Here is a 24971-nt window from a genome sequence, read left to right as displayed (position 1 = left end):
GCGCGACCCGGCAGCCGCCGTGGCCCGGGTGCTGGCGTGGGAGCCGCGCCGGATCGACCTGGCCAGGTCGGGGGACCGGTGGTTCGTGGCCGTGCTCGCCGCCGGGTTCGACGCGGTCGTCAACGAGCGGGCCAACAAGATGACCTGGCCGCGGGGACAGATGCGCTACAACCTCGCGACCATCGCCGAGCTGCGGACCTTCGAGCCGCTCCACTACGAGATCGACCTCGACGGTGAGCACCTCCAGCTCCGGGCGATGCTGGTCGCTGTCGCCAACGGTCCGTCGTTCGGCGGAGGCCTGCGGATCGCCGAGGGCGCGAGCCTGGACGACGGGCTGCTCGACGTGGTGGTCATCGGTCCGATGAGCAAGCCCGAGCTGATCCGCACCTACCCGAAGCTCTTCCGCGGCACCCACGTGCACCACCCGCAGTTCTCACGGCACCGGGCCCGACGGGTCACCGTGGCGTGCCCCGGCATCGTCGGCTACGCCGACGGCGAGCGGTTCGGCGCGCTGCCCCTCACGGTCGAGTGCGTGCCCGGCGCGCTGCAGGTGCTGGCATGACCCGCCAGGAGTTCAGTGCCGTCGAGGAGTTCGCGGCGTCGTACCCGTTCGAGCTCGACGAGTTCCAGGTCGAGGGGTGCCGCGCGCTGGAGGCCGGTCACGGGGTGCTCGTCGCGGCCCCGACCGGCGCCGGCAAGACGTTGGTGGGTGAGTTCGCCGTCCACCTGGCCATCGAGACCGGTCGCAAGTGCTTCTACACGACGCCGATCAAGGCGCTGTCCAACCAGAAGTACCACGACCTCGTCGCCCGCTACGGCCCCGAGCGGGTCGGCCTGCTGACCGGCGACATCTCCGTCAACGGCGAGGCCCCGGTGGTGGTGATGACCACCGAGGTGCTCCGCAACATGCTGTACGCCGGCTCGCGGACCCTGATCGGGCTCGGCTTCGTGGTCATGGACGAGGTGCACTACCTCGCCGACCGGGCGCGCGGCGCGGTGTGGGAAGAGGTGATCATCCACCTGCCGGAGTCGGTGACGGTGGCATCGCTCTCCGCGACGGTGTCGAACGCCGAGGAGTTCGGCGAGTGGCTCGAGACGGTGCGCGGCGAGACCCGCACCATCGTGGCCGAGCGCCGCCCGGTGCCGCTCTACCAGCACGTGATGGTCGGGCGGCGGCTGCTCGACCTGTTCGCGTCCTCCGACGTCGACGCGTCCGCCGGGTTCGTGCGCGAAGGAGCGCCGGTCAACGACGAGCTGATGCGGATCGCCCGCGACGACTGGGCGAGCACCCGGCTGATGCGCGACCGCCGGTCGCCCCGCAAGGGCAACCCGGGCTCGTCGAAGAACCCGCGCAGCGTCGGCAACGGGCGCCGGGTGTGGATCCCCGGCCGGGTCGACGTGATCGACCGGCTCGAGCGGGAGCTGCTGCTGCCCGCGATCGTCTTCATCTTCAGCCGCGCCGCGTGCGATGCCGCGGTGCAGCAGTGTCTCGACGCGAACCTGCGGCTGACGACGGCCGACGAGCGCGACCAGGTGATCTCGTTCGTCGAGCAGACCGTCGGCGAGCTGCCGGGCGCCGATCTCGAGGTGCTGGGCTACCACGACTTCCTCGACGGCCTGAGCCGTGGCGTTGCCGCCCACCACGCCGGGATGCTGCCCGCGTTCAAGGCGTGCGTCGAGGCGCTCTACCTGCGCGGCCTGGTGAAGGTGGTGTTCGCCACCGAGACCCTCGCGCTCGGCATCAACATGCCGGCGCGCACCGTCGTGCTCGAGAAGCTGACGAAGTGGAACGGCGAGACGCACGCCGACATCACGCCGGGGGAGTACACCCAGCTCACCGGCCGCGCCGGTCGTCGTGGCCTCGACATCGAGGGCCACGCGGTCGTGCTGTGGCAGCCGGGAATGAACCCGCGGGAGCTGGCGGGTCTGGCGTCGACGCGTACCTACCCGCTGCGGTCGTCGTTCCGGCCGTCGTACAACATGGCCGTCAACCTGGTGCACCAGTACGGGCGGCACCGCTCCCGGGAGCTGCTCGAGCAGTCGTTCGCCCAGTTCCAGGCGGACCGTGCGGTGGTCGGTCTCGCCCGGCAGCTGCGCAAGGCCGAGGACGCGCTCGACGGGTACACCGAGGCCGCCAAGTGCCACCTCGGCGACTTCATGGAGTACGCCGGGATCCGGCAGCAGATCAGTGCGCTGGAGAAGGAAGCCAGCAAGGGGCGCCGCGCCGACCGCCGCGGCGAGGCCGAGGCGTCGCTCGAGAAGCTGCGGGCCGGCGACGTGATCGTGGTGCCGGTCGGACGGTTCTCCGGACCGGCCGTCGTCGTCGACCCGGGGCTGTCCGAGCACGGGCACCGCCCGTTGGTGGTGACGATGGGACGGCAGGCCAAACGGCTGGCGATGATCGACTTCCCGGTGCCGGTCGAGCCGGTCGGCCGGATCCGGTTGCCCAAGAAGTTCGAGCCGCGCAACCCGCAGATGCGCAAGCAGGTCGCCGAGTCGGTGCGGCAGGCGGTCGCCGACCTTCCGCTGTCGGTGACCCGTCCGGGCAAGCTCGACAAGTCGCCGTCGGACCCCGCGGTCGCCCGCGAGGTCGACGCGCTGCGCGCCCGGATGCGGTCGCACCCCTGCCACGGCTGCGACGAGCGGGAGGACCACGCCCGTTGGACCGAGCGCTACTTCAAGCTGCAGCGGGACACCGAGACCCTTGCCCGGCGGGTCGAGCGTCGTACGAACACCGTCGCGCGCGAGTTCGACCGGGTGTGCGAGGTCCTCGACGCCCTGCGCTACCTCGACGGGGACCGGGTCACCGACCGCGGCCGCGGCCTCATGCGGATCTACTCCGACCTCGACCTGGTGGCCGCGGAGGCGCTCCGCGAAGGCATGTGGGACGACCTCTCCCCGTCCCAGCTCGCCGCCGTGCTGTCGGTGCTCGTCTACGAGGCGCGACGTCCCGACGAGGCGCCGCCGCGGGTGCCCGGCGGCGCGGTCTCGGCCACGATCGAGGCGATGCAGCGGTTGTGGGGCGAGCTCGAGCGACTGGAGAAGGACCACAAGCTCGCGTTCCTCCGGCCGCCCGACGCGGGTTTCGCGTGGACGGCGTACCGGTGGGCGGAGGGCGACGCCCTCGACGAGGTGCTGACCCGCGCCGACCTCACGGCCGGTGACTTCGTCCGTCAGATGAAGCAGCTCGTGGACTTCGCCGGCCAGATCGCCGACGCTGCCGGTGACCGCCCGGTGCGCCGGACGGCGCGGGCCGCGATCGACCTGCTGCGGCGCGGCATCGTGTCGACCGAGTGACCCCGTCCGGCGCAGCCGTCACCCCACCGTCTGCCTGACCGTGCCCCAGACGTCGGCGAGCGTCGACTCGTGGACCTCGGCGCCCATCCGGCGCCACAGGTGGCCGCCGGCGTCCAGGTCGTAGCGGTGCGAGGCGGGCGCAGAGGGTTCGGCGACCTCCTGCCCGGCCAGGAGCACCGAGCTGAGCCCCCGGTTGCCCCCCAGCAGGCCCGGGACGGTGGTGACGTCGAGCGGCAGGTCCTCGACGAGGAGCGGGAGTCCGGCAACGGTCACTACCGTCGACTGCCGCAGCCGACCGGCGCGCTCGCCATGGCGTCCGAGGACGAGGGTCTCGCTGAGGGCGAGCGTCGCGCCGGCGTCGAGCCGCGCCTCGAGTCGGCGCGAGACGTCTGCTCCCTGGGCGACGACGAACGGCTCGCCCGCCCAGGTGAGCACGGCACCCGCTCCGACCCGGATCCGCACGTCCCAGCGCGCCCGCGCGCCGCGCATGTCGAAGGCGACGGTGCCGCCGGGTTCGACGAGGTCCAACCGCGCGCCCCGGTCGACGGCGATGTCGATCTCGATCGCGTCGCCGGCGAGGAGCAGCGCTCCCTCGGGCACCAGGCTGACCCGGGCCGCGGCCGCATCGTGGTGGACCACCACCGGTCGCAGCATCGCGACCGTCGGATCCGACGCGGTCGTCGCGGTGCGGACCTGGCACCGGCCGCCGTCCGGGTCGGCCGCCACCCGGATCCGGGTGCGCCCTACCCGTTCAGTGCTGGTGAGCATGGACATGGCGTGCCATCGGCCCCGGGTCCTGCGGCACGAGCACGCCGGACCGGTGCCTGTCGAGGGTGGTGCTCACCCAGGCCAGGAGGTCGGCGATGCTCGCCCGGTCGGTCCGCGACAGCCCGATCACCGGGCGGGTCGACCGGACCGCGGACGCGTCGGAGATCATCCGCGCGACATCGACGCCGACGTACGGCGCGAGGTCGGTCTTGTTCACCACCAGCAGGTCCGCCCGCTCGATCCCCGGTCCTCCCTTGCGCGCGACGTCGCCGCCTCCGGCGACGTCGAGGACGAAGATCTGGGCGTCGACCAGCGCCGGGGAGAACGTCGCGGTGAGGTTGTCGCCACCGGACTCGACCAGCACCAGGTCGAGCGCGGGGTACTCCTCCTCCAGCTCCTCGACGGTCAGCAGGTTCGCGGTGATGTCGTCCCGGATGGCGGTGTGCGGGCAGGCGCCCGTCTCGACCGCCCGGATCCGCTGGGCGTCGAGCACCCCGGCCGAACGGAGGAACCGGGCGTCCTCGTCGGTGTAGATGTCGTTGGTCACCACCGCGAGCTCCAGGGTCGGCGCCAGCTCGCGGCAGAGGGTCGCGATGATCGAGCTCTTGCCGGTGCCGACCGGGCCGCAGACGCCGACGCGCAGCGGCCGCCCGGACGGTGAGGCAGACGGTGCGGCAGACGGTGCGGCAGACGGTGCGGCAGACGGGGCGGCGGTGTGGCTGTCGGGGGAGTGATCAGGCACGGAACAGCCTCCTGCTGGTGACGGCGTGAGCCTCTGCCCACACCTCGATCTGGGGACACCCGACCGCGGGGATCCGGTCCGGCACCGTGAGGTCGGCGACCTGGTCTGCCAGGGCCGCGACCTCGGGCAGGGCCGCGGCGACCCACCCGGACGCGACAGCCGGGTCGAGCGGCGCGAGCTTGAGCACCGCGGAGCACACCGTCTGCACGTCGTCGTACCCGATCAGTCGCGCGAGTGAGCCCGGACCGAGACCGAGGTGGCCGGCCACCGTGCCGAGGACGGTGGCCCGCGACGGGGCCGCCAGCCCGACGAGCGGCACCAGCGCCTCGGGCCAGAGCTTCCCGGCCAGGTGCTTGAGGGCGCGGCCCTGGCCCCGCGACGCCTGGCGGAGCGCGGGGCTGGGCGTCCGGGCCGCCCACGCCCGGTCGACGTCGTCAGGACGGCCGCCGGCCCGGGTGACGTGGCGGGCGACCACCGCGGTGCCCGCCTCGACCAGCGTGACGCTGCGCAGCCGGGTCTGCAGGTACGCCGGCACGTCGTGGGTGGTCAGCCCGTGCGCGAGCGCGGCCTCCACGGTGCCGGACTGGGTGTGGCCCGCCACCGGCAGGCGGCTGTCCGCCAGCAGCATGACCAGCAGCTCGTGGTGCATCAGAACATCGCGTAGAGCTGGGCGAGGGGGAGGACAGTGGCCGGGGCCGGCGTGACGCGCTCGCCGTCGATGTCGATCTCGAACGTCTCGGGATCGATGTCGATCCGGGGGAGCGCGGTGTTGTTGACCATGGAGGCCTTGGTGACGGCACGGGTCGGGGCCACCGGCGCCAGCCGGCGCCGGAGACCCAGTCGTTCTGCGAGGCCGTCGTCGAGAGCCGCCTGCGCGACGAAGGACACCGCGTAGGGGCTGCCGTCGGCCACCAGGGTCGGTCGCATCAGGACGGGTTGCGGGGTCGGGATGGAGGCGTTGGGGTCGCCGAGAGCTCCCCAGACCAGGGCGCCGCCCTTCAGCACGACCGACGGGCGGATCCCGAAGAAGCGCGGGTCCCACAGCACGAGGTCGGCCAGCTTGCCCACCTCCACCGAGCCGACCTCGTGGTCGATGCCGTGCGCGATGGCCGGGTTGATCGTGTACTTCGCGACGTAGCGCATGGCGCGGAGGTTGTCGGCCGGCCCGGAGCCGAGGTCGGCGTGCCCGCCGTACCGCTCCTTCATCACGTGCGCGACCTGCCAGGTGCGGCACACCACCTCACCGATGCGGCCCATCGCCTGCGCGTCCGACGACGTGATCGAGAGCGCGCCGAGATCGTGCAGGACGTCCTCGGCAGCGATCGTCGTCGCGCGGATCCGGGACTCCGCGAACGCGAGGTCCTCCGGCACCTGCGGGCTGAGGTGGTGGCAGACCATGAGCATGTCGAGGTGCTCGGCGACGGTGTTGACGGTGTGGGGAAGCGTGGGGTTGGTCGAGCCGGGAAGCACGTGGGCGAGCGAGGCGATGGTGAGGATGTCCGGCGCGTGACCGCCCCCGGCGCCTTCGGCGTGGAACGCGTGGATGCCGCGGCCGCCGATCGCGCCGATGGTCGACTCGACGTAGCCGGCCTCGTTGAGGCTGTCCGAGTGGAGGGCGACCTGGAGCCCGAACTCGTCGGCCGCGCGCAGCGCCGCGTCGATCGCAGCCGGCGTCGCGCCCCAGTCCTCGTGCACCTTGTAGGCCGCCGCACCTGCGAGGGCCTGCTCGGCCAGGCCGGCTGCGCTCACGGTGTTGCCCTTGCCCATCAGGAGCACGTTGACGGGCAGGTCGTCGAGCGCGCGGTGTACCGCGGTGAGGTGCCACCTGCCGGGCGTGACCGTGGTGGCCTTGGAACCCTCCGACGGCCCGGTGCCCCCGCCTCCGACGGTCGTGGTGCCGGTGGCGAGTGCCTCGACGACCTGCGAGCGGGAGAGGAGGTGGACGTGGACGTCGATCGCGCCGGCCGTGAGGATCTTGCCCTCGCCGGAGACCACGTCGGTGCCCGGCCCGATCACCAGGCCGGGATGCACCCCGTCGGCGATGTCCGGGTTGCCGGCCCGGCCGAGGCCGACGATCCGGCCGTCCCGGATGCCGACATCGGCGCGCACCACACCCCAGTGGTCCAGCACCACGGCGTTGGTGATCACGGTGTCGAGCGCACCGTCGTCGGACGAGGCGGTCGACTGGGCCATCGACTCCCGGATCGACTTGCCGCCTCCGAACACCGCCTCCTCGCCGCCGACGGTCCGGTCCTCGGTGACCTCGATCCACAGGTCGGTGTCGCCGAGCCGCACCTGGTCGCCGACGGTCGGACCGTAGAGGGCGGCGTACGACGCCCGGCTGATCTCAACCACGGAGGTCCTCCGGCTTCACCTGGATGCCCGGGACGACCCGACGCCCCCGCAGCGCGACGACGTCGACCTCCTGCGAGGCCCCGGGCTCGAACCGCCGCGACGTGCCGGACGGGACGTCGAGCCGGAAGCCGTCGGCGGCGGCGCGGTCGAACGACAGCGCCGCGTTGACCTCGGCCAGGTGGATGTGGGACCCGATCTGGATCGGCCGGTCGCCGGTGTTGGTGATGACCAGTCGTCGGCGCTCGTCGTCGCTGCGGTCGGCGTTGAGCACGATCGTGCCGTCGGCGGTGCGGATCGCCCCGGGTCCGGACGTGGTGAGTGCCATGACGGCCTCCTAGGCGATCGGGTGGTGGAGGGTGACGAGCTTGCGCCCGTCGGGGAAGGTCGCCTCGACCTGGACGTCGGCGAGCATCTCCGCGACGCCCGCCATCACCTCGTCGCGGGCGAGGACCTCGCGCCCGCGCGTCATGAGGTCGACGACGGTCGCCCCTGCCCGCGCCTCCTCGATGACCCAGCAGCTCAGCAGGGCGACGGTCTCGGGGTAGTTCAGCCGGATGCCGCGGTCGCGCCGGTCACGCGCAACCATCCCGGCGACAGCGAGCAGCAGCTTCTCGGTGTCGGCTGGGGTCAGGTGCATGGTCGGAAGGTAGAGAGCGACCGTTCGAATTGCCAGCCGCCCGCGTTAAATCGCGGCTACCGATTCTCGAGCACACCGACCAGCCGCTCCACCGGACTGCCGAGCGACCACCGTTCGGCAAGGGCGGCCAGCCCCTCGGGGTCGGCGGGCGCAGCCGGTAGCGCGAGCGCGTCACCGCGGGGGAGGTCGAGGTCGCGGGCGACGGCGACCACCGTTGGAGCGACGGACAGGTAGTCGGCCGCTTCCTTGATCTTGAGCCGGGGCCCGGGTGCCAGGTCGCTGTCCGGGTCGGCGGCAGCGGCCACGATCCCGTCGAGGTCGCCGAAGCGCTGGAGCAGGGTCGCCGCCGTCTTCTCGCCCACGCCCTTGACGCCCGGCAGGCCGTCGGAGGCGTCACCCCGCAGGGTGGCGAAGTCGGCGTACTGGCGGGCGCTCACGCCGTACTTCTCGACGATCCACGACTCGTCGACCCGCTCGTGCTTGCTGACGCCCTTGCCGATGTAGAGGACCCGCACGTCGGCCGCGTCGTCGACCAGCTGGAAGAGGTCGCGGTCGCCGGTGACCACGTCGACAGCCTGCCCGGCGCCCGTCGCCAGCGTCCCGATGACGTCGTCGGCCTCGTAGCCGGGTGCGCCCACGACCGCGATGCCGAACGCGTCCAGGACCTCGCGGATGATCGGCACCTGCGCCTCGAGCGGGTCGGGGACCTCTTCGACGTCGGGCGCGCCGGCCACGGGTACGACGACGCGGTGGGCCTTGTAGGTCGGCAGCAGCTCGACCCGCCACTCCGGACGCCAGTCCTCGTCCCAGCAGCACGCCAGGTGGGTGGGCCGGTACTGCTCGACGAGGTAGGCGAGGTAGCCGACCATGCCGCGGACGGCGTTCACGTTGGTGCCGTCGGCGGCGAGGACTTCGGGGGCTCCGAAGAAGGCCCGGAAGTACATCGAGGCGGTGTCGAGGAGCATGAGGCGCCCGGGCGCAGGAGAGGTGTCCATCGGTCCCGATCGTAGAGCCCGGGCGCGTTGAGATGCCCTAAGGTGGCGATCGTGAGCCCGAACAGCAGTTCCTCCGCCGTCGAGGCCATCGATCGCCAGATCCTGGAACTCCTGGCCAAGGACGGCCGGATGTCCTACACCGACCTCGGCAAGGCGACCGGGCTCTCGACCTCCGCCGTGCACCAGCGGGTGAAGCGGCTGGAGCAGCGGCGCCTGATCCTCGGCTACGGCGCGACCGTCAACCACGCGGAGGTCGGGCTGCCGCTCACCGCGTTCATCGCGATCCGCCCCATCGACCCGTCCCAGCCCGACGACTGCCCCGAGCGGCTCGAGGACCTGCCCGAGATCGAGTCCTGCTGGTCGGTCGCCGGCGAGGAGTCCTACATCGTCAAGGTGCGCTCGCACTCACCGTCCGAGCTCGAGGAGCTCCTCGCCCGGATCCGAGCCGCCGCGAACGTGTCCACCCGGACGACGATCGTGCTGTCGACGTACTACGAGAACCGGCCCGTCACCGGCTGACCGCCCTCAATGGGCCTGCAGCGCCGCCGTACGCCGTGACGCCTCGGCCACCTCGGCCGCGCGCAGGGCCGACTCGTCGAGGTCGGCGTGCCGCGACCACCACGCCTGCCCGCTGGCCGGGAGGGTGTGGATCGGGTCGTAGTACTCGTAGGTGCGCTCGAGCGCCTCGGGGTGACCGGCCTCGATCGAGGTGAGGTAGTTCTTCGTCCAGTGGCTGATGCCGCGCTCGACGTCGTACTCGGCGATCTGGTGCACCCACCGCTTGCCGACGAACGGCACGTCGCAGACGATCCGCGGCGTGGCGAAGCCGGGCAGGTAGCCCATGATCTGGTGCTGGAGGTACTGCGCCTGCGCGACCGAGATCCGCCAGTGCTCGCTGTAGGGGATCAGGTCGCACATGTAGAAGTAGTAGGGCATGATCCGGGCGCCGTCGAGCAGCGCGAAGCACAGGTCGAGCAGGGCGTGCGGGTCGGCGTTGACGCCGTTGAGGATGACGCCCTGGTTGCGGACGTCGCGGACACCGGCGTCGAGCAGCAGCGCGGCCGCGTCGGCCACGGCCGGCGTGATCGACTGCGCGTGGTTGGCGTGGGTGTGGATCGCGAGCGACACCCCGCGGCGGCGAGCGGTGGCGGCCACCCGACCGACCCCGTCGACGACGTCCGGCTGGGCCCAGTGCTGCGGCAGCCCGATCAAGGCCTTGGTCGCGAGCCGGATGTCGCGGATGTTGTCGATCTCGAGCAGGGAGTCGAGGAACGACTCGAGGCGCGGCCACGGCATGTTGGCGACATCGCCGCCGGACACGACGACGTCGCGGACGCTCGGCGTACGGCGCAGGTAGTCGAGCATGTCGGAGAGGCGGTCGTTCGGCTTGGCGACGAACTTGAGCTTCTCCACGGTGGGGGTCGAGTTGCCGACCAGGTCCATCCGCGTGCAGTGACCGCAGTACTGCGGACAGGTCGGGAGCAGCTCGGCGAGCACCTTGGTCGGGTAGCGGTGGGTCAGCCCCTCGGCGACCCACATGTCGTGCTCGTGGAGCGAGTCGCGGGTGGCGTGCGGGTGCGACGGCCAGTCCGTGCGCCGGTCGGAGAAGACGGGCAGCATGTAGTGCCGGATCGGGTCGGCGTAGAACGCGTCGGTCAACGATCCCGGGCCGGAGGGCTGGACGTGCGGGACCATCGTGTTGAGCATCTGCGGCGGCACCAGCATCGACATCGTCGCCCGCTCGGCCTGGTCACGCTCGAGGTCGGCGTAGAAGCGCTCGTCGACGAGGTCGCCGAGCAGCTCACGGAGCTGCTTGAGGTTCTTGACGCAGTGCGCCCGCTGCCACTGCACCGACGCCCAGTCCTCGGCGGTGACGTCCTTCCAACCCGGGAAGCGGGTCCAGTCCGGTTCGACCAGCTCCGTGCGGGTGTACGGATAGGGCTGGCCGGCGGGCTCGCGGATGCCTGCCGCGATCGACGTCTCGATGCTCATATATGCCAGAATACGTGAAGATCATCCGGCTGCAATATCGCCATGCCGGACGATTTGCGGTCAAGCGAGCGATGGAGGGTAAGTGTCAACGGTGATGCACCAGAGCGACCCGACCGGGTTGCACCGGGTCCAGGACGACGCGCGGGTGCTCCCGCAGGCGGCCCGGCGGCTGGACACCCGGCCCGAGCTCTGGCCGGACGAGGTCCGGATCCGCGTCGAGCGGCTCAACCTCGACGCGGCGTCGTTCCGCCAGCTCGAGCAGGAGTACCACGGTGACGGGGGAGCGGTGCGCGACGCCGTGCTCGCGATCGTGGCCGACCGCGGCAAGATGCAGAACCCGGTGACCGGGTCGGGCGGGATGCTCATCGGCACGGTCGAGGAGGTCGGACCGGAGTCGCCGCTGGGGCTCGAGGTCGGCCAGCGGGTCGCCACCCTGGTCTCGCTCACCCTGACTCCGCTCGTCATCACCGACGGCCTGGCCGGGTGGGACGGCCGCTCCGAGCAGGTGCCCTGCGCCGGTCACGCGATCCTGTTCGGACGCTCCATCGCGGCCGCGCTGCCCGACGACCTCCCGACGGGCCTGAGCCTCGCGGTGATGGACGTCTGCGGCGCGCCGGCCCTGACCGCCCGCGTCGTCGAGCAGTACGTCGCCCGCGGCCGGGCGCCGCGCGTGGCCGTGATCGGCGGCGGCGGCAAGTCGGGGTCGCTGGCCCTGGCCGCCGCCCGAGCCGCGGGTGGGGCTCGGCTGATCGGCGTCGTGCCGACGGACCGGGAGGCGGCCGCGCTCGAGGCGTCCGGCCTGGCCGACCAAGTCGTGGTGACCGACGCGCGCGACCCGATCGCGCTCCGCGACGCGGTCACCGGAGCCGGCGGTCCCGCCGACGTCACCGTCGTCTGCGTCGACGTGCCCGGCTGCGAGGGCGGCGCCGTGCTCGCCACCGCCGACGGCGGCACGGTCGTCTTCTTCTCGATGGCCACGTCCTTCTCCGCGGCCGCGCTCGGCGCCGAGGGCGTCGCGGCCGACGTCACCATGCTCGTCGGCAACGGCTACGTCCCCGGCCACGCCGCACTGGCGCTCGACCTGCTCCGGACCAACCCCGGCGTCCGCACCCTGTTCGAGGAGCGGCTGGCGTGAGCGGCAAGCTCGACCTCGATCCGGTCACCGTCCGCCAGGCGCGGTCCCTCGCCCGCAAGGCCGGGCGCCCGATCGTCAAGCTGGCCCAGCAGCACACGACCGTCTCCGTCGAGCGCGCCACGCTGCGGCTCGCGGGGCTGGGCGGCGCCGACGCCGAGGGCACGCCGTGGGTCAACCGGCTGATGGACGCCGTCCGCGCCGATGTCGGCCTCGAGCACGGCGTGGCGCTGCCCGTGTGGGACGCCCTCGCGCGGGGAGAGGCCGAGGACCTGGTCACTCTCGCCCAGAAGGCATCGGCGGGCTCCGTCAGGTTCCGCCACCCGGAGGGACGCGACGCGCAGCGCGCGCGCAGCGCCAGCAAGCGAGCGGTGGGGGGTGGCATCCGCCGCATCGACGCCCGCAGGCGGGAGCGGGATCGGCTCATCAAGAAGCACGGTGACGCGCCGCGCACGCCCTGGATCTACCTCATTGTCGCGACGGGTGACATCCACGAGGACATCCCCCAGGCGCAGGCCGCCGCCCGCGCCGGCGCCGATGTCATCGCGGTGATCCGCTCGACCGGCCAGAGCCTGCTCGACTTCGTGCCCGAGGGTGCGACCCGCGAGGGCTTCGCCGGCACCTACGCGACCCAGGAGAACTTCCGCCTGATGCGGGCCGCGCTCGACGAGTCGAGCAAGGAGCTGGGTCGCTACGTCCGCCTGACCAACTACGCCAGCGGACTGTGCATGCCCGAGATCGCGGCCCTGGCCGGTCTCGAGCGGCTCGACATGATGCTCAACGACTCGATGTACGGGATCCTCTTCCGCGACATCAACCCGGTGCGCACTTTCGTCGACCAGCGGTTCAGCCGTCAGGTTCACGCTCGGGCAGGCATCATCATCAACACCGGTGAGGACAACTACCTCACCACCGCGGACGCGGTCGAGGCTGCGCACACGGTCACCACCAGCCAGCTCCTCAACGAGTACTTCGCCAAGGAGGCCGGCCTCGAGGACTGGCAGCTCGGTCTCGGCCATGCGTTCGAGGTCGACCCCGCCGTCCCGGAGTCCTTCCGGCTCGAGCTCGCCCACGCGCTGCTCGCCCGCGAGCTCTTCCCCAAGGCGCCGCTCAAGTGGATGCCGCCGACCCGGCACATGACCGGCGACGTGTTCCGCGGCTACCTGCTCGACGGCTTCTTCAACCTGGTCGGGGCGATGACCGGCCAGAGCATCCTGCTCGTCGGGATGATGACCGAGGCGGTCGTCACCCCGTGGCTGTCCGACCGCGACCTGGCTCTCCAGAACGTGCGCTACGTGCTCGACGCAGCCGGCGGGCTGGGCGAGGACTTCCATCCGGCGCCGGACGGGTTGATCGCGAGCCGGGCCCGCCAGGTGCTGGCCGAGACGATCGACCTCCTCGACCGGATCGTCCACGACTCCGACCAGGCGGGCGACCCGCCGCTGCTGGCCGCGATCGCCGACGGCACCTTCGGCCTGATGAAGCGTCCCCCCGACGGTGGCCGCGGCCTCGACGGCGTCGCGCGCAAGGCGCGCGACTACTACAACCCGGCCTCCGAGCTCCTGGAGGAGAAGTGACGACCCTGGTCCGCCCGTACGGCGACACCACCGGCGACGGCATGGTGCAGATCAGCTTCACGCTGCCCGTGCCGCACTCGAAGCGTGCCGAGGGCGCAGCCCAGCAGCTCGCAGCCAAGATGGGCCTCGACCCGGCCCTCGTCGTCCACGCGAAGCCGATGGGCCCGGACTACACGTTCTTCGTCGTCTACGGCCGGGTCCACCACCTGGTCGACCTCGACGCGGTGGAGGTCGTCGAGCGCGACTACCCGCTGCTGACCCCGAAGGAGGTCAACGCCGCGATCAAGCGGAGCCTGCGCCGCCGGCTCGTGGTGATCGGCGCCTGCATCGGCACCGACGCGCACACGGTCGGCATCGACGCCATCCTCAACATCAAGGGGTTCGCGGGGGAGAAGGGCCTCGAGTACTACCGCGAGATCAAGGTCGTGAACCTCGGTGCCCAGGTGTCCGTGCCCCACCTGGTCGACCGTGCGGTCGCCGAACGGGCCGACGCCGTTCTCGTGTCGCAGGTCGTGACCCAGCGCGACGCGCACCTGCTCAACACCCGCGAGATGTCGGCTGCGTTCGGGGAGGCGTTCCGCGCCGAGGAGCGGCCGTTGCTCGTCGTCGGCGGCCCTCGGTTCGACGAGGCGATGTCGGGAGAGCTCGGCGTCGACCGGATCTTCGGGCGCGGAACGACGCCCGGCGAGGTGGCCAGCTTCCTCGTCCATAGGATCGCGTCGTGACCGCCTCCGGACCGACCGTCGGCACCCGCGTGACCCAGCGTCGCTACGTGCCCTACTCCCACGCCCACTACGCCGGCAGCCTGGTCGACGGCGCCTACGGGCTGGGCCTGTTCGGCGACGTGGCGACCGAGCTCTGCATCCTGACCGACGGCGACGAGGGCCTGTTCGCGTCGTACGACGACGTCCAGTTCCGCGCCCCGGTGCGCGCCGGCGACGTCGTCGAGGCGACTGCTGAGCTGGTCAGGGCCGGCAACCGGTCGCGGGTCATGTCGTTCACGTTGACGGTCGTCGCCCGCGGGGCGGCCACCCCGGAGCAGCCCGGCGCGGCCGCCGTCCTGGCCCCGCCGCTGGTCGCGACCACCGCCACCGGCACTGTCGTCGTGCCGTGACGGACGAGTCCCGGATCGTCGTGTCGGCGCGTCGCCGGCGACACGCCGACGATTCATGAGAAATGTCGGCGATTTCGACTCCGGGTGACCCCGGTCTGACCTGCGCATTCACGCATCCGTGCAGGTCAGCGGACGGTTGACACTCCCGCCTCCACTAGCCAAAGTACGTGACCGTTGCTCGTGCAGGTCGTGGTAGGCGGACCGACGTCCGAGTGGCCGCAGACGGGGGTGTAGCGCCAACACCTCCCATCACGGTTCGCGTAGGTCGGTTCGCTCCTCGAGAGCGACACGGAAGGGTCGTTCTCCCCCTAGACAACATCGCGGTACCGGCAGCCGGTCGGAAACCGTGATGGTCCGAAGGAGAGTTCGACCCTTCCGTCGCCCTGAACCCCCGGTCACTAGGCTGGAGGGGTGTTCGCCCGCCTCCTGCTCGCGCTCGCGGGCGGTCTGACCCTGACCGCCGCGTTCGAGCCGGTCGCGTTCGCGTACCTGGTGCCGGTCGGACTGGCGGCCTTCGCTCTCGCCACCCGGGACCTCACGTTCTGGCGCTCCGGACTGGTGGGTCTGGCCTTCGGCGTGGCCTTCTACTTCACCCACATCGACTGGATGCGCACCTCGATCGGTCCGGACGCGTGGGCGGCGCTCGCGACGATCGAGGCGCTGTTCTACGGCCTGGTCGGGCTGAGCGTCCCGTTGCTCCGGCGCCTCCCCGCGTGGCCGATCTGGCTGGCCGCGACCTGGACCGCGGTGGAGTCGCTCCGCAGCGGCTGGCCGTTCAGCGGGATGCCGTGGGGCCGGATCTCGTTCGCCGTCGTCGACACTCCCATCGCTCCGACCGTCACCTATCTCGGCTTGACCGGAATGTCGTTCGTGCTGGCCCTGGTGGGTTTCCTGGTGGCCGCGGTCGTCGAGACCTGGCTGCCCGGCACCGACGCGAAGGTACGACGCACCCGACCGCTGGCGTTCGGGACCCTGGTCGCGGTCGGCGCGCTGCTCGTGATCCCGGTCGCGCGCCCGTACGAGGCGGCGGAGACCGGGTCGGCGGTCGTCGCCGCTGTTCAGGGCGACGTCCCCGGTCCCGGCAACGACATCCTGTACGACCACCGCGGCGTGACCCGCAACCACGTCGATGCCACGCTCGCGCTCGCGGCCGAGGCCACCCGCCCGAGCGGAGCCGGCGAGCGGGCCGGGGCGCCCGGCGTACGCCCTGACTTCGTGCTGTGGCCCGAGAACTCGACGGCGGTCGACCCGTTCACCGACTACGACGTGAACGCCGACATCCGCGAGGCCGTCGCCGCCATCGGGGTGCCGGTGGTCGTCGGAGGTCTGGTCGACGACGGCGACGACCACGTCCTGAACCAGGGCATCGTGTGGGACCCGGTGACCGGCCCGGGCGATCGCTACACGAAGCAGCACCCGGTGCCGTACGGCGAGTACATCCCGTTCCGGCGGTACTGGGACCCGAAGTTCGGACAGCTGGCGCTGATCGGACGGGACATGAAGAGCGGCACCCGCACCAGCCCGCTCCAGGTGGCCGGGATCGAGGTCGCCGACGCCATCTGCTTCGACGTCGCCTACGACGACGTGATGCGCGACCAGCTCCGGGAGGGTGCCGAGCTGCTCACCGTCCAGACCAGCAACGCGAGCTTCATCTTCACCGACCAGATCGAGCAGCAGTTCGCGATCACCCGGCTCCGCGCGATCGAGTCCGGACGGTGGTTGGTCGTGGCCGCCACCAACGGCATCACCGGCGTGATCGCGCCCGACGGCACCGTGGTCGCGTCGGCTGACCCGCGGACCACAGCGGTGCTGGTCGAACGGGTGGGCCTCAGCACCGACCTGACGCCGGCCACCCGCCTCGGTGCCTGGCCGACCCGGGTGCTCACCGGGCTGTCGCTCATCGCCCTGGTCGTGGGTGGGATCGCCTACCGTCGGCAACGGAACCGTGCAGAGGCCACCCGGGCGCCGACGGACGATGGGGAGCCCGAGACGTCCCCGAGCCGGAGCGAGGTTCCCGTTGCCTGACGCAGCACCGCTCGGGCGCGTGGTCGTGGTGATTCCGACCTACGACGAGGCGGCCAACCTGGCCTGGATCGTCGGCCGGCTCCGCCGTGCCCAGCCGGACGTCGACGTGCTCGTCGTCGACGACCACTCGCCGGACGGTACCGGCCAGATCGCCGACGGTCTGGCCGCAGCCGACAGCCACGTGCACGTGCTGCACCGCGCCGGGAAGGGCGGTCTCGGGGCGGCGTACCTCGCCGGCTTCGCGTGGGCGCTCGCCGCCGGCTACGACGTGGTCGGCGAGATGGACGCGGATGGCTCACACCAGCCGGAGCAGCTGCACCGGTTGCTCGACGGGCTCCAGGGTGCCGATCTCGTGATCGGCTCGCGGTGGGTGCCCGGCGGCAGCGTCGTCAACTGGCCGCGGCGTCGCGAGGTGCTGTCCCGCGGCGGCAACCTCTACGTCCGGCTGCTGCTCGGCATCGACGTCCGCGACGCGACCGCCGGCTACCGCCTGTTCCGGCGCGAGGCGCTGGAGAAGATCGACCTGGGCTCGGTCCGTTCCACGGGCTACGTCTTCCAGACCGACCTGGTCACCCGTTGCCTGCGCGCGGGCCTGGTGGTGCGCGAGGTCCCGATCGAGTTCGTCGAGCGGGTGCGCGGCGAGTCGAAGATGAGCGGCCAGGTCGCCCTCGAGTCGCTCAAGCGGATCACCCATTGGGGCGTCCGCGAGCGCTGGGAGCAGGCGCGCCGCCGGCGGTCGCCGCGTCCCCCGAAGGCCCGTCGCCCGTCCTAGCGAGTTGAGGCAACCTTCTTCGATCCCGACGGAGTCGGAGGAGCATGGAACGCATGCGTTGGAGTGCTCTGGCGTGTCTTGCCGTGCTGCTCGTCGGGTGCGACGACTCGGCCGAGTCGCCGGCGACCGCTCCCTCGCCGTCCACGGAGAGCGGCGGGCGCGAGTCCCGCCACGCCGGCGTGACCAACGGGCGGATCGTGAGCGCTCGACCCGCGCCGCGACCTCCGGCCTCGTGGTGCGCTGACTGCGACTTCAGCCAGCCGCAGGATCGAGCCGGAGACGTCGCCCTCTACCTCCGGCGGGCCGGCACGAACCGGTCCGGAGCGACGTGGATCGACGGCATCACCGTGGTCAGCCCGCGGGGGACGGAGCTGCGGATCTCGTGCCCGGAGGACTTCCCGTGCCTCGACGGTGGCTCGGCTCCGCGTGCCGAGGACCTCGCCCAGGTGGACTGGCAGTTCAGGGGCTGGGGGCCGGTGGTCCTGGGGCCGGGCGACGACGAGATCACCATGAGCTCCCAGCGCGATCGCATCGACGTGCGCTCCTTCGAGGGCCGGCTGCGCCGGAGCGTACGGCTCCGCGGCCTGGCCGACGACGAGATCGTCGCCGGGGTGGCGTGGTCACCCGACCGGAGCCTGCTGGCGGTCGCCACCATCCGGGCGCGGGTATGGGTCTTCGACGCCGACGGCCGTCGTGGTGAGGTGGTCTACATGAGCCGCGCCACCGGCGGTGGTCCCATCCACCTCGGAGACCTCGCGTGGTCGCCCACGGGCGAGGCCGTCAGCGTCCTCGAGAGCTACGAGTTCAACAGCTCGGTCTACCTCGTGGTCCTGGAACCGGAGTCCGAACAGCATCGGCAGATCTACTGGTGGCCCTCGGGCGGGGGCGGCGACGAGACCTACCTGTGGTCCCCCGACGGCCGCCGGGTCGCGGTGGACGACGGCTCCCAGCTCCTCGAGCTCTCGATCGAGGACGGGCGGGTCCTGGGTCACCACCAGCGAGTGACGAATCCGGTCTGGCGAGCGAGGTCCTCATGACCGGGGCCGATGACGACTTCACCGAGTACGCCGCCGCGGCGTGGCCGGCGCTCTATCGGCGGGCGTACCTCCTGGCCGGTCAGCACGCGGACGCCGAGGACATCGCGCAACAGACCCTGATCCGGGTGCGCCGTCACTGGGCGAAGGTGCTCAAGGCGGATTCCGTCGACGCCTACGTCCTTCGGATGTTGACCAACGTCTTCCTGTCGTCGCGCCGTCCTGCGCGTGTCTCGCGGGAGCTGCTGACCGTCGTCCCCGAGCCGGTGAGCGATCCGCCGGAGGATCTGCGCGGCGTGCTGTGGCCACACATCTGCTCCCTTCCGGACCGGCAGCGCGCGGTGCTGGTGCTCCGGTTCTACGAGGACCTTCCCGAGCGCGAGATCGCCGACGTCCTGGGCGTCACGGCGGGCACCGTCAAGTCCACCGCCCACAAAGCACTCGCGAACCTGCGGACGGCTCTCGGGAAGGAGTTCGCATGAGCATCGAAGAGCTGGTGCGCGCCGAGCTGCGCGACGTCGCCGGCAGTGTCGACGTGCCGCGGATGCCGTCGCTCGACGCGGAGCCCGACAGCGTGCGGCACCGGTGGCCCGTGCTGGTCGCGGCCGCGGTGGTCGGGCTGATCCTGGTCGGTGGAGCGCAGCTCGTGCTACGGGATCGCGACACCGCCCCTGAGCCGAGTCGGCCGCCGGAGCCGACGCCGGGGGTGACCAGGACCCCTTCAGGTGGCACCGTTCCGCGGACCGCACCCTCAGGTGCCGTGGTCTTCGGCGGTGCCGGCACGCTGTCGGTCGACGGGAAGCCGGTGCCGGGCAGCTGGCAGGTCGTCGCGCAGCAGGGCCCGGTGTGGGCCGCGTACCTCACCGACTGGGGTGAGCTGTGGTGGGGCCGCGGCGCGGACCGGCACCGCATCGATGGCCCGACGAGTGGTCTGGCCATCTCGCCCGACGCCCGATCGCTCGCGTGGGGCGCCACCGACGCCCAAGGCAACGACACGATCCACCTGGTTGACACAGCGTCCGGGCAGGAGCGGGCCCGCCTGCCCGTCGAGGACCGTGGAGCGGCAGGCGGCCCCGTGATGTTGACCAGCGGGGGAACCGTGGTGTTCCAGCACTGCGTGGCCCCGGCCACGGACTCGGGCGGTTGGCCGACCTGCTCGAAGGCTCGCCTCGAGGTCTGGCTGCCCGAAATGGGCGTCACCGACCGGCTGCCGCTACCGGCGAGCAAGCCCGACGTCCTCAGCCGGATGGTCGTCCCGTCGGGTACGGACAACGGGATCATCGCGAAGTCGCGCCGCGAGGCTCGCCCGGCGTACCTGCGGATCACCCGTGACGGCGCGGCGGAAGTGGTGGCGGCGCTGCCGTGGCGGGCCGTGGCCGTCTCCGCGGACGAGCGTTTCGTGCTCGTCGAGGGCGAGTGCGCGGGGCCGCTCTGCCCGTGGGAGGTCGAGCCGTTCGGCGGCGGAGAGCGGCGCGAGGTCCGGCCGCCGTCAGGTTGGTCGTTCATGCCGTCGACGGCGGATCGTCGGCTGTTCTCCGCGCCCCTCTTCACCCAGTACGGCGAGCCGCTCTTCGTGCTGTCCCACAGCGTCGAGGAGGGGAGCCTCGTGACGATCGACGTCGCCAGCGTGAGATCGCAGGAAGTCCGTCCGGCTCGCTGCGACCTGAGTGACCCTCGGTGCGTGTTGGTGGAGCCGAACTAGGCTGGTCGCGTGACTACCACGAGACGACGGCGGCGCTGGCTGCCGCTGGCGCTGTTCGCTGCCTTCGTGGTGGTGCCGCTGGTCGAGATCTACCTCGTGATCCAGGTGGGTCAGGCGATCGGTCCGTGGTGGACGATCGGTCTGCTCGTCCTCGACAGCATGATCGGCGCCTGGCTGGTCAAGCGCGAGGGTCGACGTGCGTGGCAGGCGTTGCGCGCCGCGCTCAACAGCTACCGACCGCCCACCAAGGAGCTGGCCGACGGCGCGCTGATCCTGATCGGCGGCACGCTGCTGCTGACCCCCGGGTTCGCCTCCGACGTGCTGGGCTTCCTGCTGGTGCTCCCGCTCACCCGGCCGGTCTTCCGGCGGCTGCTGTCGGCCTACCTCGGCGCACGGATCACGGTCGTCACAGCCGGCCGCGCACGACGAGGCCCCGGTCCGACAGCAGGGGATGCGGTCGTCCGGGGCGAGGTCGTCGAGGACTGAGCGAGGGCCTCAGGCGCGGGCGGTCTTGCGCTTGCGCGCGCCGGTTCGGTGCAGGTGGGCGGGGCCGATCTCGCCGCCGCGGAGCAGCTCGAGCCGCTCGGTCAGGATGTCCTCGAGCTCCTTCTCGGAGCGCCGCTCGAGCAGCATGTCCCAGTGGGTGCGCTGCGGCTTCTCGGCCTTCTGCTCGCGCACGATGCCGGCCGTGCTCTCGGCCTCGGCACCACAGCGCGGGCACTCCCAGACGGCGGGCACGTCGGCCTCGATCGACATCGTGATCTCGAACGCGTGGCCGTGCGGGCAGAGGTACCCGGACTGCTGGCGGGCCGCGAACTCGATGCCGCGCTCGTCCTCGAACGACTGCCCACCGAGTCGGGCGCCTCGCAAGGTTCGCTCCGCCATGACATTCCTCCCATGTTCTGACCCCTGCTCTTGGCGGGGTCCGGCTGCGTGGTCGCCGGGGGATCTCCCCGGGCGCAGTTGACCGACGCGACCGCTACTAGTTCAACGGTACCCAGAGCGAAAAGGTTTCAATCCACGCGGATATTCCGAGATCCCCGACTGATTCAGACGACTGCGGGGCGGTCGTTGCCAGCATCTCGGATGCCGCGCTCCGTGTCGACCCGGAGCAGCAGCAGCCCGCCGATCGTGAAGAACACGATCAGGGCGAAGACCGCCGGCCGGTAGGAGCCGCTGAACTGGTAGACGAGTCCGAAGGTCAAGGTGCCCAGCCACGACGTGCCGCGGTCCATCGCGTGGTAGAGGCTGAAGAACTCAGCCTCCTTGCCGCGCGGGATCAGCAGCGAGAAGTAGGACCGGGCCAGCGCCTGGGTGCCGCCCAGGACGATCCCGATCGCCATCGCGAGCAGCAGGAAGGCGACCAGGTTCTCAGCCGGGATGAAGAGCGCCAGCGTGACGATGACCATCCAGATCACGAGACCGACCAGGACCACCCGCTTGGCGCCGACCTTGGCCGCGGCCCGCCCGAACATCAGCGCGCCGCCGACGGCGACGAACTGCACCAGCAGATAGGCGCCCAGCACGACGCCGGTGTCGAACCCGAGCTCCTTCTCGCCGAAGATCGCCGCCGACGCGATCACCGTCTGGATGCCGTCGTTGAAGAACAGGTAGGCGAGCAGGAAGGTCACCGCGACCGGGTAGTTGCGCATCTCCTTGAGCGTCGCCCAGAGCTGTCCGAACGATCGGGCCAGCAGGCCGCCGCTCGCCTCTTCGACCCCGACCGGCGGCTTGTCCTTGATCCCGCGCCACGGGATCAGGGTGAAGGCCGCCCACCAGATCGCGCCGGAGAGCAGGCTGATCCGCACCGCCATCTCGGTGCTCAGCCCGATCGAGTCGTGGAAGGTCACGACCACGAAGTTGGCCGCGAGCAGCAGCCCGCCGCCGGCGTACCCGTAGGCCCAGCCGACCGAGGACACCCGGTCCCGCTCGTCCTCCTCGGAGATGAGGTTCAGCAGCGAGTCGCTGATGACGATCGATGCGCCGAAGCAGAGGTTGGCGACCAGGAACACCACGCTGCCGAACAGCCACCGGTCGTCGGTGAGGAAGAACAACAGGCCGGCTGCCGTCGCCCCCACCCATGCGAAGCCCGCGAGCAGGTCGGTCTTGCGCGCCGTGCGGTCGGCCATCGCCCCGATCAGCGGGTAGAGCAGGGCTCCGAGCACCGTCGACAAGGTGATGACGTACGACGGCAGCGAGCCGGGCGCGATCCCGATCCCCAGGACCTCCAGGGTCTCGCGGCACTTGCGGTCGTCCTCGCTGACGAAGCCGCACGCCGCCCGCTCCGCGACGGTGATGAGGTACGGCGCGAACAGGACCCCTGCGATGGTCGTCGCGAACGCCGAGTTGGCCCAGTCGTAGAAGAACCATGCCTTCTGCTCCCGGGCACGGTTGAGCGGCCCGAGGTCCGCGATGCGGCCTGTCGTGTCCATGGGTCTCCCTCCCTGACCGGCCCCCCTGATCGGCCCCCTGATCCGCTGAGTGTTGCACTACCGGCCGGTCTGCGACCTCCATTGGCCGCGCGACATGAGGACATCCTTGAGCAGATCGGTGCGATCGGTGAAGAGCCCGTCGACACCACGGTCGAGCAGCAACCGCATCTCGTCGGGGTCGTCGATGGTCCACACGTGGACCTGCTTGCCGGCGGCGTGGGCCCGCCTGACGAGGCCTGGCGTCACGACGGTCAACCCGTAGCGGCGGTGCGGCACCTGGAACGCGGCGAAGTCGCGCCCGGCGATCCGGTCGGCGAGCCGGGCGCTGGGCAGCAGCCGGAACGCGAGGATCTCCCACGGGTGGGCGGCCGTCGGCACCCGGCCCCCGGTCAACCGCCGGAACTCGCGGATCCGGGCCGGCGAGAAGGAGCCGACCAGCACCCGGTCCGCGAGGTCACGCGCGCGCACGAGGTCGGCGAGCGCCGCAGCCGCACCGGACGACTTGATGTCGATGTTGAACCGCGCCTCCGGGAACGCGTCGAGCAGCTCCTCGAACGTCGGGATCTGCTCGCGCCCGCCGATCCGGGCCTCCCGGACCTGCGCGAGGGTGAGGTCGCGGACGGCCCCCATCCGGTCGGTGACCCGGTCGAGCACGTGGTCGTGGAATGCGAGCAGGGCTCCGTCCTTGGTGACGTGGACGTCGGTCTCGAGGTAGTCGTAGCCGAGCGCCGCCGCGTGCCGGAACGCCGCCAGGGTGTTCTCGAGGCCTTCGATCTCCGGGTGGTAGGCACCACCACGGTGGGCGAAGGCGAGGATCCGCCCGTCCTCCAGGTACATCTGCTGCTCAGATGTCTCGGAAGGTCTCGATGTCGGCGCCCAGGGAGCTGAGCCGCTCGGCGAGGTCCTCGTAGCCGCGGTGGATGACGTAGGTGCCGCGGAGCACCGAGGTGCCCTTGCTCGCGAGCATCGCCAGGAGTACGACGACGGCGGGCCGGAGCGCCGGCGGGCACATCAGCTCGGCGCCGGTCCACGACGTCGGTCCCTCGATCATCACCCGGTGCGGGTCGAGCAGGCTCACCCGGCCGCCGAGCTTGTTGAGGTCGGTGAGATAGATCGCGCGGTTGTCGTAGACCCAGTCGTGGATGTAGGTCTGCCCTTCGGCGACGGCCGCGATCACGGCGAAGAACGGCAGGTTGTCGATGTTGAGGCCGGGGAACGGCATCGGGTGGATCTTGTCGCGTGGCGCCACCAGCTCGGACGGCAGCGTGCGGATGTCGACCAACCGGGTGTGCCCGTTGGCCGCGAGGTACTCCTCGGACAGCTGGTAGCGGAAGCCCATCTCCTCGAGCACGGCGAGCTCGATCTCGAGGAACTCGATGGGCGCGCGGCGGACGGTGATCTCGGACTTGGTCACGATCGCGGCGGCGAGGAGGGACATCGCCTCGATCGGGTCCTCGCTCGGGGCGTAGTCGACGTCCACGTCGATGACCGTGCGTCCGGTGATGGTCAGCGTCGTCGTACCGACGCCTTCGACGTCGACGCCGAGCGCCTGCAGGTAGAAGCACAGGTCCTGGACCATGTAGTTGGACGACGCGTTGCGGATCACGGTGGTGCCGGGGTGCAGCGCGGCCGCCATCAGCGCGTTCTCGGTGACCGTGTCGCCGCGCTCGGTGAGCACGATCGGCCGGCCGGGGGAGATCGCCCGGTTGACCTGGCCGTGGTACCAGCCGTCGGTGGCCTTCACCTCGAGCCCGAACGGGCGCAGCGCCGACATGTGCGGCTCGACGGTGCGGGTGCCGAGGTTGCAGCCGCCGGCGTAGGGGAGCTCGAAGGAGTCGGAGCGGTGCAGGAGCGGGCCGAGGAACATCAGCACCGATCGGGTGCGGCGGGCTGCCTCCTCGTCGATCTGGCTGAGGTCGAGCTCCTTGGGCGGCACGATCTCGAGGTCGTTCTCGTCGTTGATCCAGCGGGTCTGCACGCCGAGGCTGCCCAGCACCTCGAGCAGCCGGTTGACCTCCTCGATGCGCGCCACCTTGCGCAGCGTGGTCCGGCCGCGGTTCAGGAGCGAGGCGCAGAGCAGCGCGACACCGGCGTTCTTCGACGTCTTCACGTCGATCGTGCCGGACAGCGTCGTGGGGCCCTTGACCCGCAGGTGGGTCGGGCCGGCGCCGAGCGCGACGATCTCGGAGTCGAGCGCGGAGCCGATCCGGGCCAGCATCTCCAGCGACAGGTTCTGGTGACCCTTCTCGATCCGGTTGATCGCGCTCTGGCTGGTGCCGAGGCGTTCGGCCAGCTGCGACTGGGTCAGGCCGCGATGCTTGCGCGCGTCGCGGATGAGGTTGCCGAACCGACCGAGGTAGCTGGCGTCGCTCTCAACAGGAGGGGAGACCGTCATAC

The 24971-nt window shown here is 71.4% G+C and carries 25 protein-coding genes; 13 read left to right on the top strand and 12 right to left on the bottom strand.

From position 1 onward, the window contains the following. Positions 1-562 (top strand): diacylglycerol/lipid kinase family protein (locus H0488_RS02745; RefSeq protein WP_376768443.1); only part of this gene is annotated, 562 nt, incomplete at its 5' end. Continuing rightward, complete coding sequence (locus H0488_RS02740) at positions 559-3297, top strand: DEAD/DEAH box helicase (RefSeq protein WP_183097744.1); 2739 nt, start codon at positions 559-561, stop codon at positions 3295-3297. The genes H0488_RS02745 and H0488_RS02740, both read left to right, overlap by 4 nt. Before the next feature lie 18 nt (positions 3298-3315). On the opposite strand, the gene H0488_RS02735 is transcribed toward H0488_RS02740, so the two are convergent. From H0488_RS02735 to H0488_RS02705, 7 genes are read right to left on the bottom strand one after another with little or no spacing between them, the layout of a single operon-like run. Then, a complete protein-coding gene (locus H0488_RS02735) occupies positions 3316-4065 on the bottom strand; it encodes an urease accessory protein UreD (protein ID WP_183097743.1) in 750 nt (249 codons plus the stop codon). After that, on the bottom strand, positions 4049-4807 hold the full coding sequence (gene ureG, locus H0488_RS02730) for an urease accessory protein UreG (RefSeq protein WP_183097742.1): 759 nt from the start codon (positions 4805-4807) through the stop codon (positions 4049-4051). The genes H0488_RS02735 and ureG overlap by 17 nt, the downstream gene beginning before the upstream one ends. Beyond that, positions 4800-5456, bottom strand: a complete 657-nt coding sequence (locus H0488_RS02725) for an urease accessory protein UreF (protein ID WP_220794119.1) — start codon at positions 5454-5456, stop codon at positions 4800-4802. Before H0488_RS02725 ends, ureG begins: the two co-directional genes overlap by 8 nt. Further along, positions 5456-7162, bottom strand: a complete 1707-nt coding sequence (locus H0488_RS02720) for an urease subunit alpha (protein ID WP_183097741.1) — start codon at positions 7160-7162, stop codon at positions 5456-5458. Before H0488_RS02720 ends, H0488_RS02725 begins: the two co-directional genes overlap by 1 nt. Beyond that, positions 7155-7487, bottom strand: a complete 333-nt coding sequence (gene ureB / locus H0488_RS02715) for an urease subunit beta (protein ID WP_183097740.1) — start codon at positions 7485-7487, stop codon at positions 7155-7157. The genes H0488_RS02720 and ureB overlap by 8 nt, the downstream gene beginning before the upstream one ends. Positions 7488-7496: 9 nt before the next feature. Beyond that, positions 7497-7799, bottom strand: coding sequence for an urease subunit gamma (locus tag H0488_RS02710; RefSeq protein ID WP_183097739.1), 303 nt, complete (start codon positions 7797-7799; stop codon positions 7497-7499). A 56-nt stretch (positions 7800-7855) separates the two neighbouring features. Next, entirely contained in the window at positions 7856-8794 is a 939-nt protein-coding gene (locus tag H0488_RS02705) for a 5'-3' exonuclease (RefSeq protein ID WP_246371361.1), read from the bottom strand. Positions 8795-8845: 51 nt separating this feature from the next. Between H0488_RS02705 and H0488_RS02700 the strand changes: the two genes are divergently transcribed. After that, entirely contained in the window at positions 8846-9313 is a 468-nt protein-coding gene (locus H0488_RS02700) for an Lrp/AsnC family transcriptional regulator (RefSeq protein WP_312856186.1), read from the top strand. A gap of 6 nt (positions 9314-9319) precedes the next feature. Here H0488_RS02700 and H0488_RS02695 read toward each other — a convergent pair whose 3' ends face one another. Then, entirely contained in the window at positions 9320-10786 is a 1467-nt protein-coding gene (locus tag H0488_RS02695; RefSeq protein WP_183097738.1) for a KamA family radical SAM protein, read from the bottom strand. A gap of 94 nt (positions 10787-10880) precedes the next feature. Here H0488_RS02695 and kdd point away from each other — a divergent pair, with 94 nt between their 5' ends. From kdd to H0488_RS02645, 10 genes are all read left to right on the top strand, one after another. Beyond that, a complete protein-coding gene (gene kdd, locus H0488_RS02690) occupies positions 10881-11921 on the top strand; it encodes an L-erythro-3,5-diaminohexanoate dehydrogenase (protein ID WP_183097749.1) in 1041 nt (346 codons plus the stop codon). Continuing rightward, positions 11918-13495: a lysine 5,6-aminomutase subunit alpha gene (kamD, locus tag H0488_RS02685; protein ID WP_183097737.1), complete on the top strand. Its 1578-nt coding sequence runs from the start codon at positions 11918-11920 to the stop codon at positions 13493-13495. The genes kdd and kamD overlap by 4 nt, the downstream gene beginning before the upstream one ends. After that, a complete protein-coding gene (gene kamE / locus H0488_RS02680; RefSeq protein ID WP_183097736.1) occupies positions 13492-14220 on the top strand; it encodes a lysine 5,6-aminomutase subunit beta in 729 nt (242 codons plus the stop codon). Before kamD ends, kamE begins: the two co-directional genes overlap by 4 nt. After that, positions 14217-14609 (top strand): 3-aminobutyryl-CoA ammonia lyase, encoded by a 393-nt coding sequence (kal, locus tag H0488_RS02675; RefSeq protein WP_183097735.1) that lies wholly within the window; start codon positions 14217-14219, stop codon positions 14607-14609. Before kamE ends, kal begins: the two co-directional genes overlap by 4 nt. A gap of 411 nt (positions 14610-15020) precedes the next feature. Then, a complete protein-coding gene (lnt, locus tag H0488_RS02670) occupies positions 15021-16634 on the top strand; it encodes an apolipoprotein N-acyltransferase (protein WP_183097734.1) in 1614 nt (537 codons plus the stop codon). Beyond that, positions 16627-17406 (top strand): polyprenol monophosphomannose synthase, encoded by a 780-nt coding sequence (locus tag H0488_RS02665; protein ID WP_246371359.1) that lies wholly within the window; start codon positions 16627-16629, stop codon positions 17404-17406. Before lnt ends, H0488_RS02665 begins: the two co-directional genes overlap by 8 nt. Before the next feature lie 53 nt (positions 17407-17459). Continuing rightward, positions 17460-18443: a TolB-like translocation protein gene (locus H0488_RS02660; protein WP_183097732.1), complete on the top strand. Its 984-nt coding sequence runs from the start codon at positions 17460-17462 to the stop codon at positions 18441-18443. Then, entirely contained in the window at positions 18440-18922 is a 483-nt protein-coding gene (locus tag H0488_RS02655; RefSeq protein ID WP_183097731.1) for a SigE family RNA polymerase sigma factor, read from the top strand. The genes H0488_RS02660 and H0488_RS02655 overlap by 4 nt, the downstream gene beginning before the upstream one ends. Beyond that, entirely contained in the window at positions 18919-20142 is a 1224-nt protein-coding gene (locus H0488_RS02650; RefSeq protein ID WP_183097730.1) for a hypothetical protein, read from the top strand. Before H0488_RS02655 ends, H0488_RS02650 begins: the two co-directional genes overlap by 4 nt. A 9-nt stretch (positions 20143-20151) precedes the next feature. Beyond that, positions 20152-20628 carry an FxsA family protein gene (locus tag H0488_RS02645; RefSeq protein ID WP_312856184.1) on the top strand — a complete coding sequence of 159 codons (477 nt, stop codon included), beginning with the start codon at positions 20152-20154 and terminating at the stop codon, positions 20626-20628. Between the two features lie 9 nt (positions 20629-20637). On the opposite strand, the gene H0488_RS02640 is transcribed toward H0488_RS02645, so the two are convergent. From H0488_RS02640 to H0488_RS02625, 4 genes are all read right to left on the bottom strand, one after another. Beyond that, complete coding sequence (locus H0488_RS02640; RefSeq protein WP_183097729.1) at positions 20638-21027, bottom strand: RNA polymerase-binding protein RbpA; 390 nt, start codon at positions 21025-21027, stop codon at positions 20638-20640. A gap of 164 nt (positions 21028-21191) precedes the next feature. Continuing rightward, positions 21192-22574, bottom strand: a complete 1383-nt coding sequence (locus tag H0488_RS02635) for an MFS transporter (protein ID WP_183097728.1) — start codon at positions 22572-22574, stop codon at positions 21192-21194. Positions 22575-22631: 57 nt separating this feature from the next. Continuing rightward, positions 22632-23411, bottom strand: a complete 780-nt coding sequence (locus tag H0488_RS02630) for a glycerophosphodiester phosphodiesterase family protein (protein WP_183097727.1) — start codon at positions 23409-23411, stop codon at positions 22632-22634. A 7-nt stretch (positions 23412-23418) separates the two neighbouring features. After that, positions 23419-24969: a helix-turn-helix domain-containing protein gene (locus tag H0488_RS02625; protein WP_183097726.1), complete on the bottom strand. Its 1551-nt coding sequence runs from the start codon at positions 24967-24969 to the stop codon at positions 23419-23421. Positions 24970-24971: the final 2 nt, after the last annotated feature.

It is taken from the genome of Nocardioides pelophilus, from assembly GCF_014180685.1.
Classification (GTDB): Bacteria; Actinomycetota; Actinomycetes; order Propionibacteriales; family Nocardioidaceae; genus Nocardioides; species Nocardioides pelophilus.
Note: the sequence above shows the minus strand (reverse complement) of the source record. Positions and strands in the feature narration are given on the sequence as shown.

Bases quoted from the DNA above. Each gene is read 5' to 3' on its own strand.
- H0488_RS02740 (WP_183097744.1), top strand. From the start codon at position 559: ATGACCCGCCAGGAGTTCAGTGCCGTCGAGGAGTTCGCGGCGTCGTAC.
- H0488_RS02735 (WP_183097743.1), bottom strand. From the start codon at position 4,065: ATGCTCACCAGCACTGAACGGGTAGGGCGCACCCGGATCCGGGTGGCG.
- H0488_RS02725 (WP_220794119.1), bottom strand. From the start codon at position 5,456: ATGCACCACGAGCTGCTGGTCATGCTGCTGGCGGACAGCCGCCTGCCG.
- ureB (WP_183097740.1), bottom strand. From the start codon at position 7,487: ATGGCACTCACCACGTCCGGACCCGGGGCGATCCGCACCGCCGACGGC.
- H0488_RS02710 (WP_183097739.1), bottom strand. From the start codon at position 7,799: ATGCACCTGACCCCAGCCGACACCGAGAAGCTGCTGCTCGCTGTCGCC.
- H0488_RS02705 (WP_246371361.1), bottom strand. From the start codon at position 8,794: ATGGACACCTCTCCTGCGCCCGGGCGCCTCATGCTCCTCGACACCGCC.
- H0488_RS02695 (WP_183097738.1), bottom strand. From the start codon at position 10,786: ATGAGCATCGAGACGTCGATCGCGGCAGGCATCCGCGAGCCCGCCGGC.
- kdd (WP_183097749.1), top strand. From the start codon at position 10,881: ATGCACCAGAGCGACCCGACCGGGTTGCACCGGGTCCAGGACGACGCG.
- H0488_RS02660 (WP_183097732.1), top strand. From the start codon at position 17,460: ATGCGTTGGAGTGCTCTGGCGTGTCTTGCCGTGCTGCTCGTCGGGTGC.
- H0488_RS02655 (WP_183097731.1), top strand. From the start codon at position 18,440: ATGACCGGGGCCGATGACGACTTCACCGAGTACGCCGCCGCGGCGTGG.
- H0488_RS02650 (WP_183097730.1), top strand. From the start codon at position 18,919: ATGAGCATCGAAGAGCTGGTGCGCGCCGAGCTGCGCGACGTCGCCGGC.
- H0488_RS02640 (WP_183097729.1), bottom strand. From the start codon at position 21,027: ATGGCGGAGCGAACCTTGCGAGGCGCCCGACTCGGTGGGCAGTCGTTC.
- H0488_RS02635 (WP_183097728.1), bottom strand. From the start codon at position 22,574: ATGGACACGACAGGCCGCATCGCGGACCTCGGGCCGCTCAACCGTGCC.
- H0488_RS02630 (WP_183097727.1), bottom strand. From the start codon at position 23,411: ATGTACCTGGAGGACGGGCGGATCCTCGCCTTCGCCCACCGTGGTGGT.
- H0488_RS02625 (WP_183097726.1), bottom strand. From the start codon at position 24,969: ATGACGGTCTCCCCTCCTGTTGAGAGCGACGCCAGCTACCTCGGTCGG.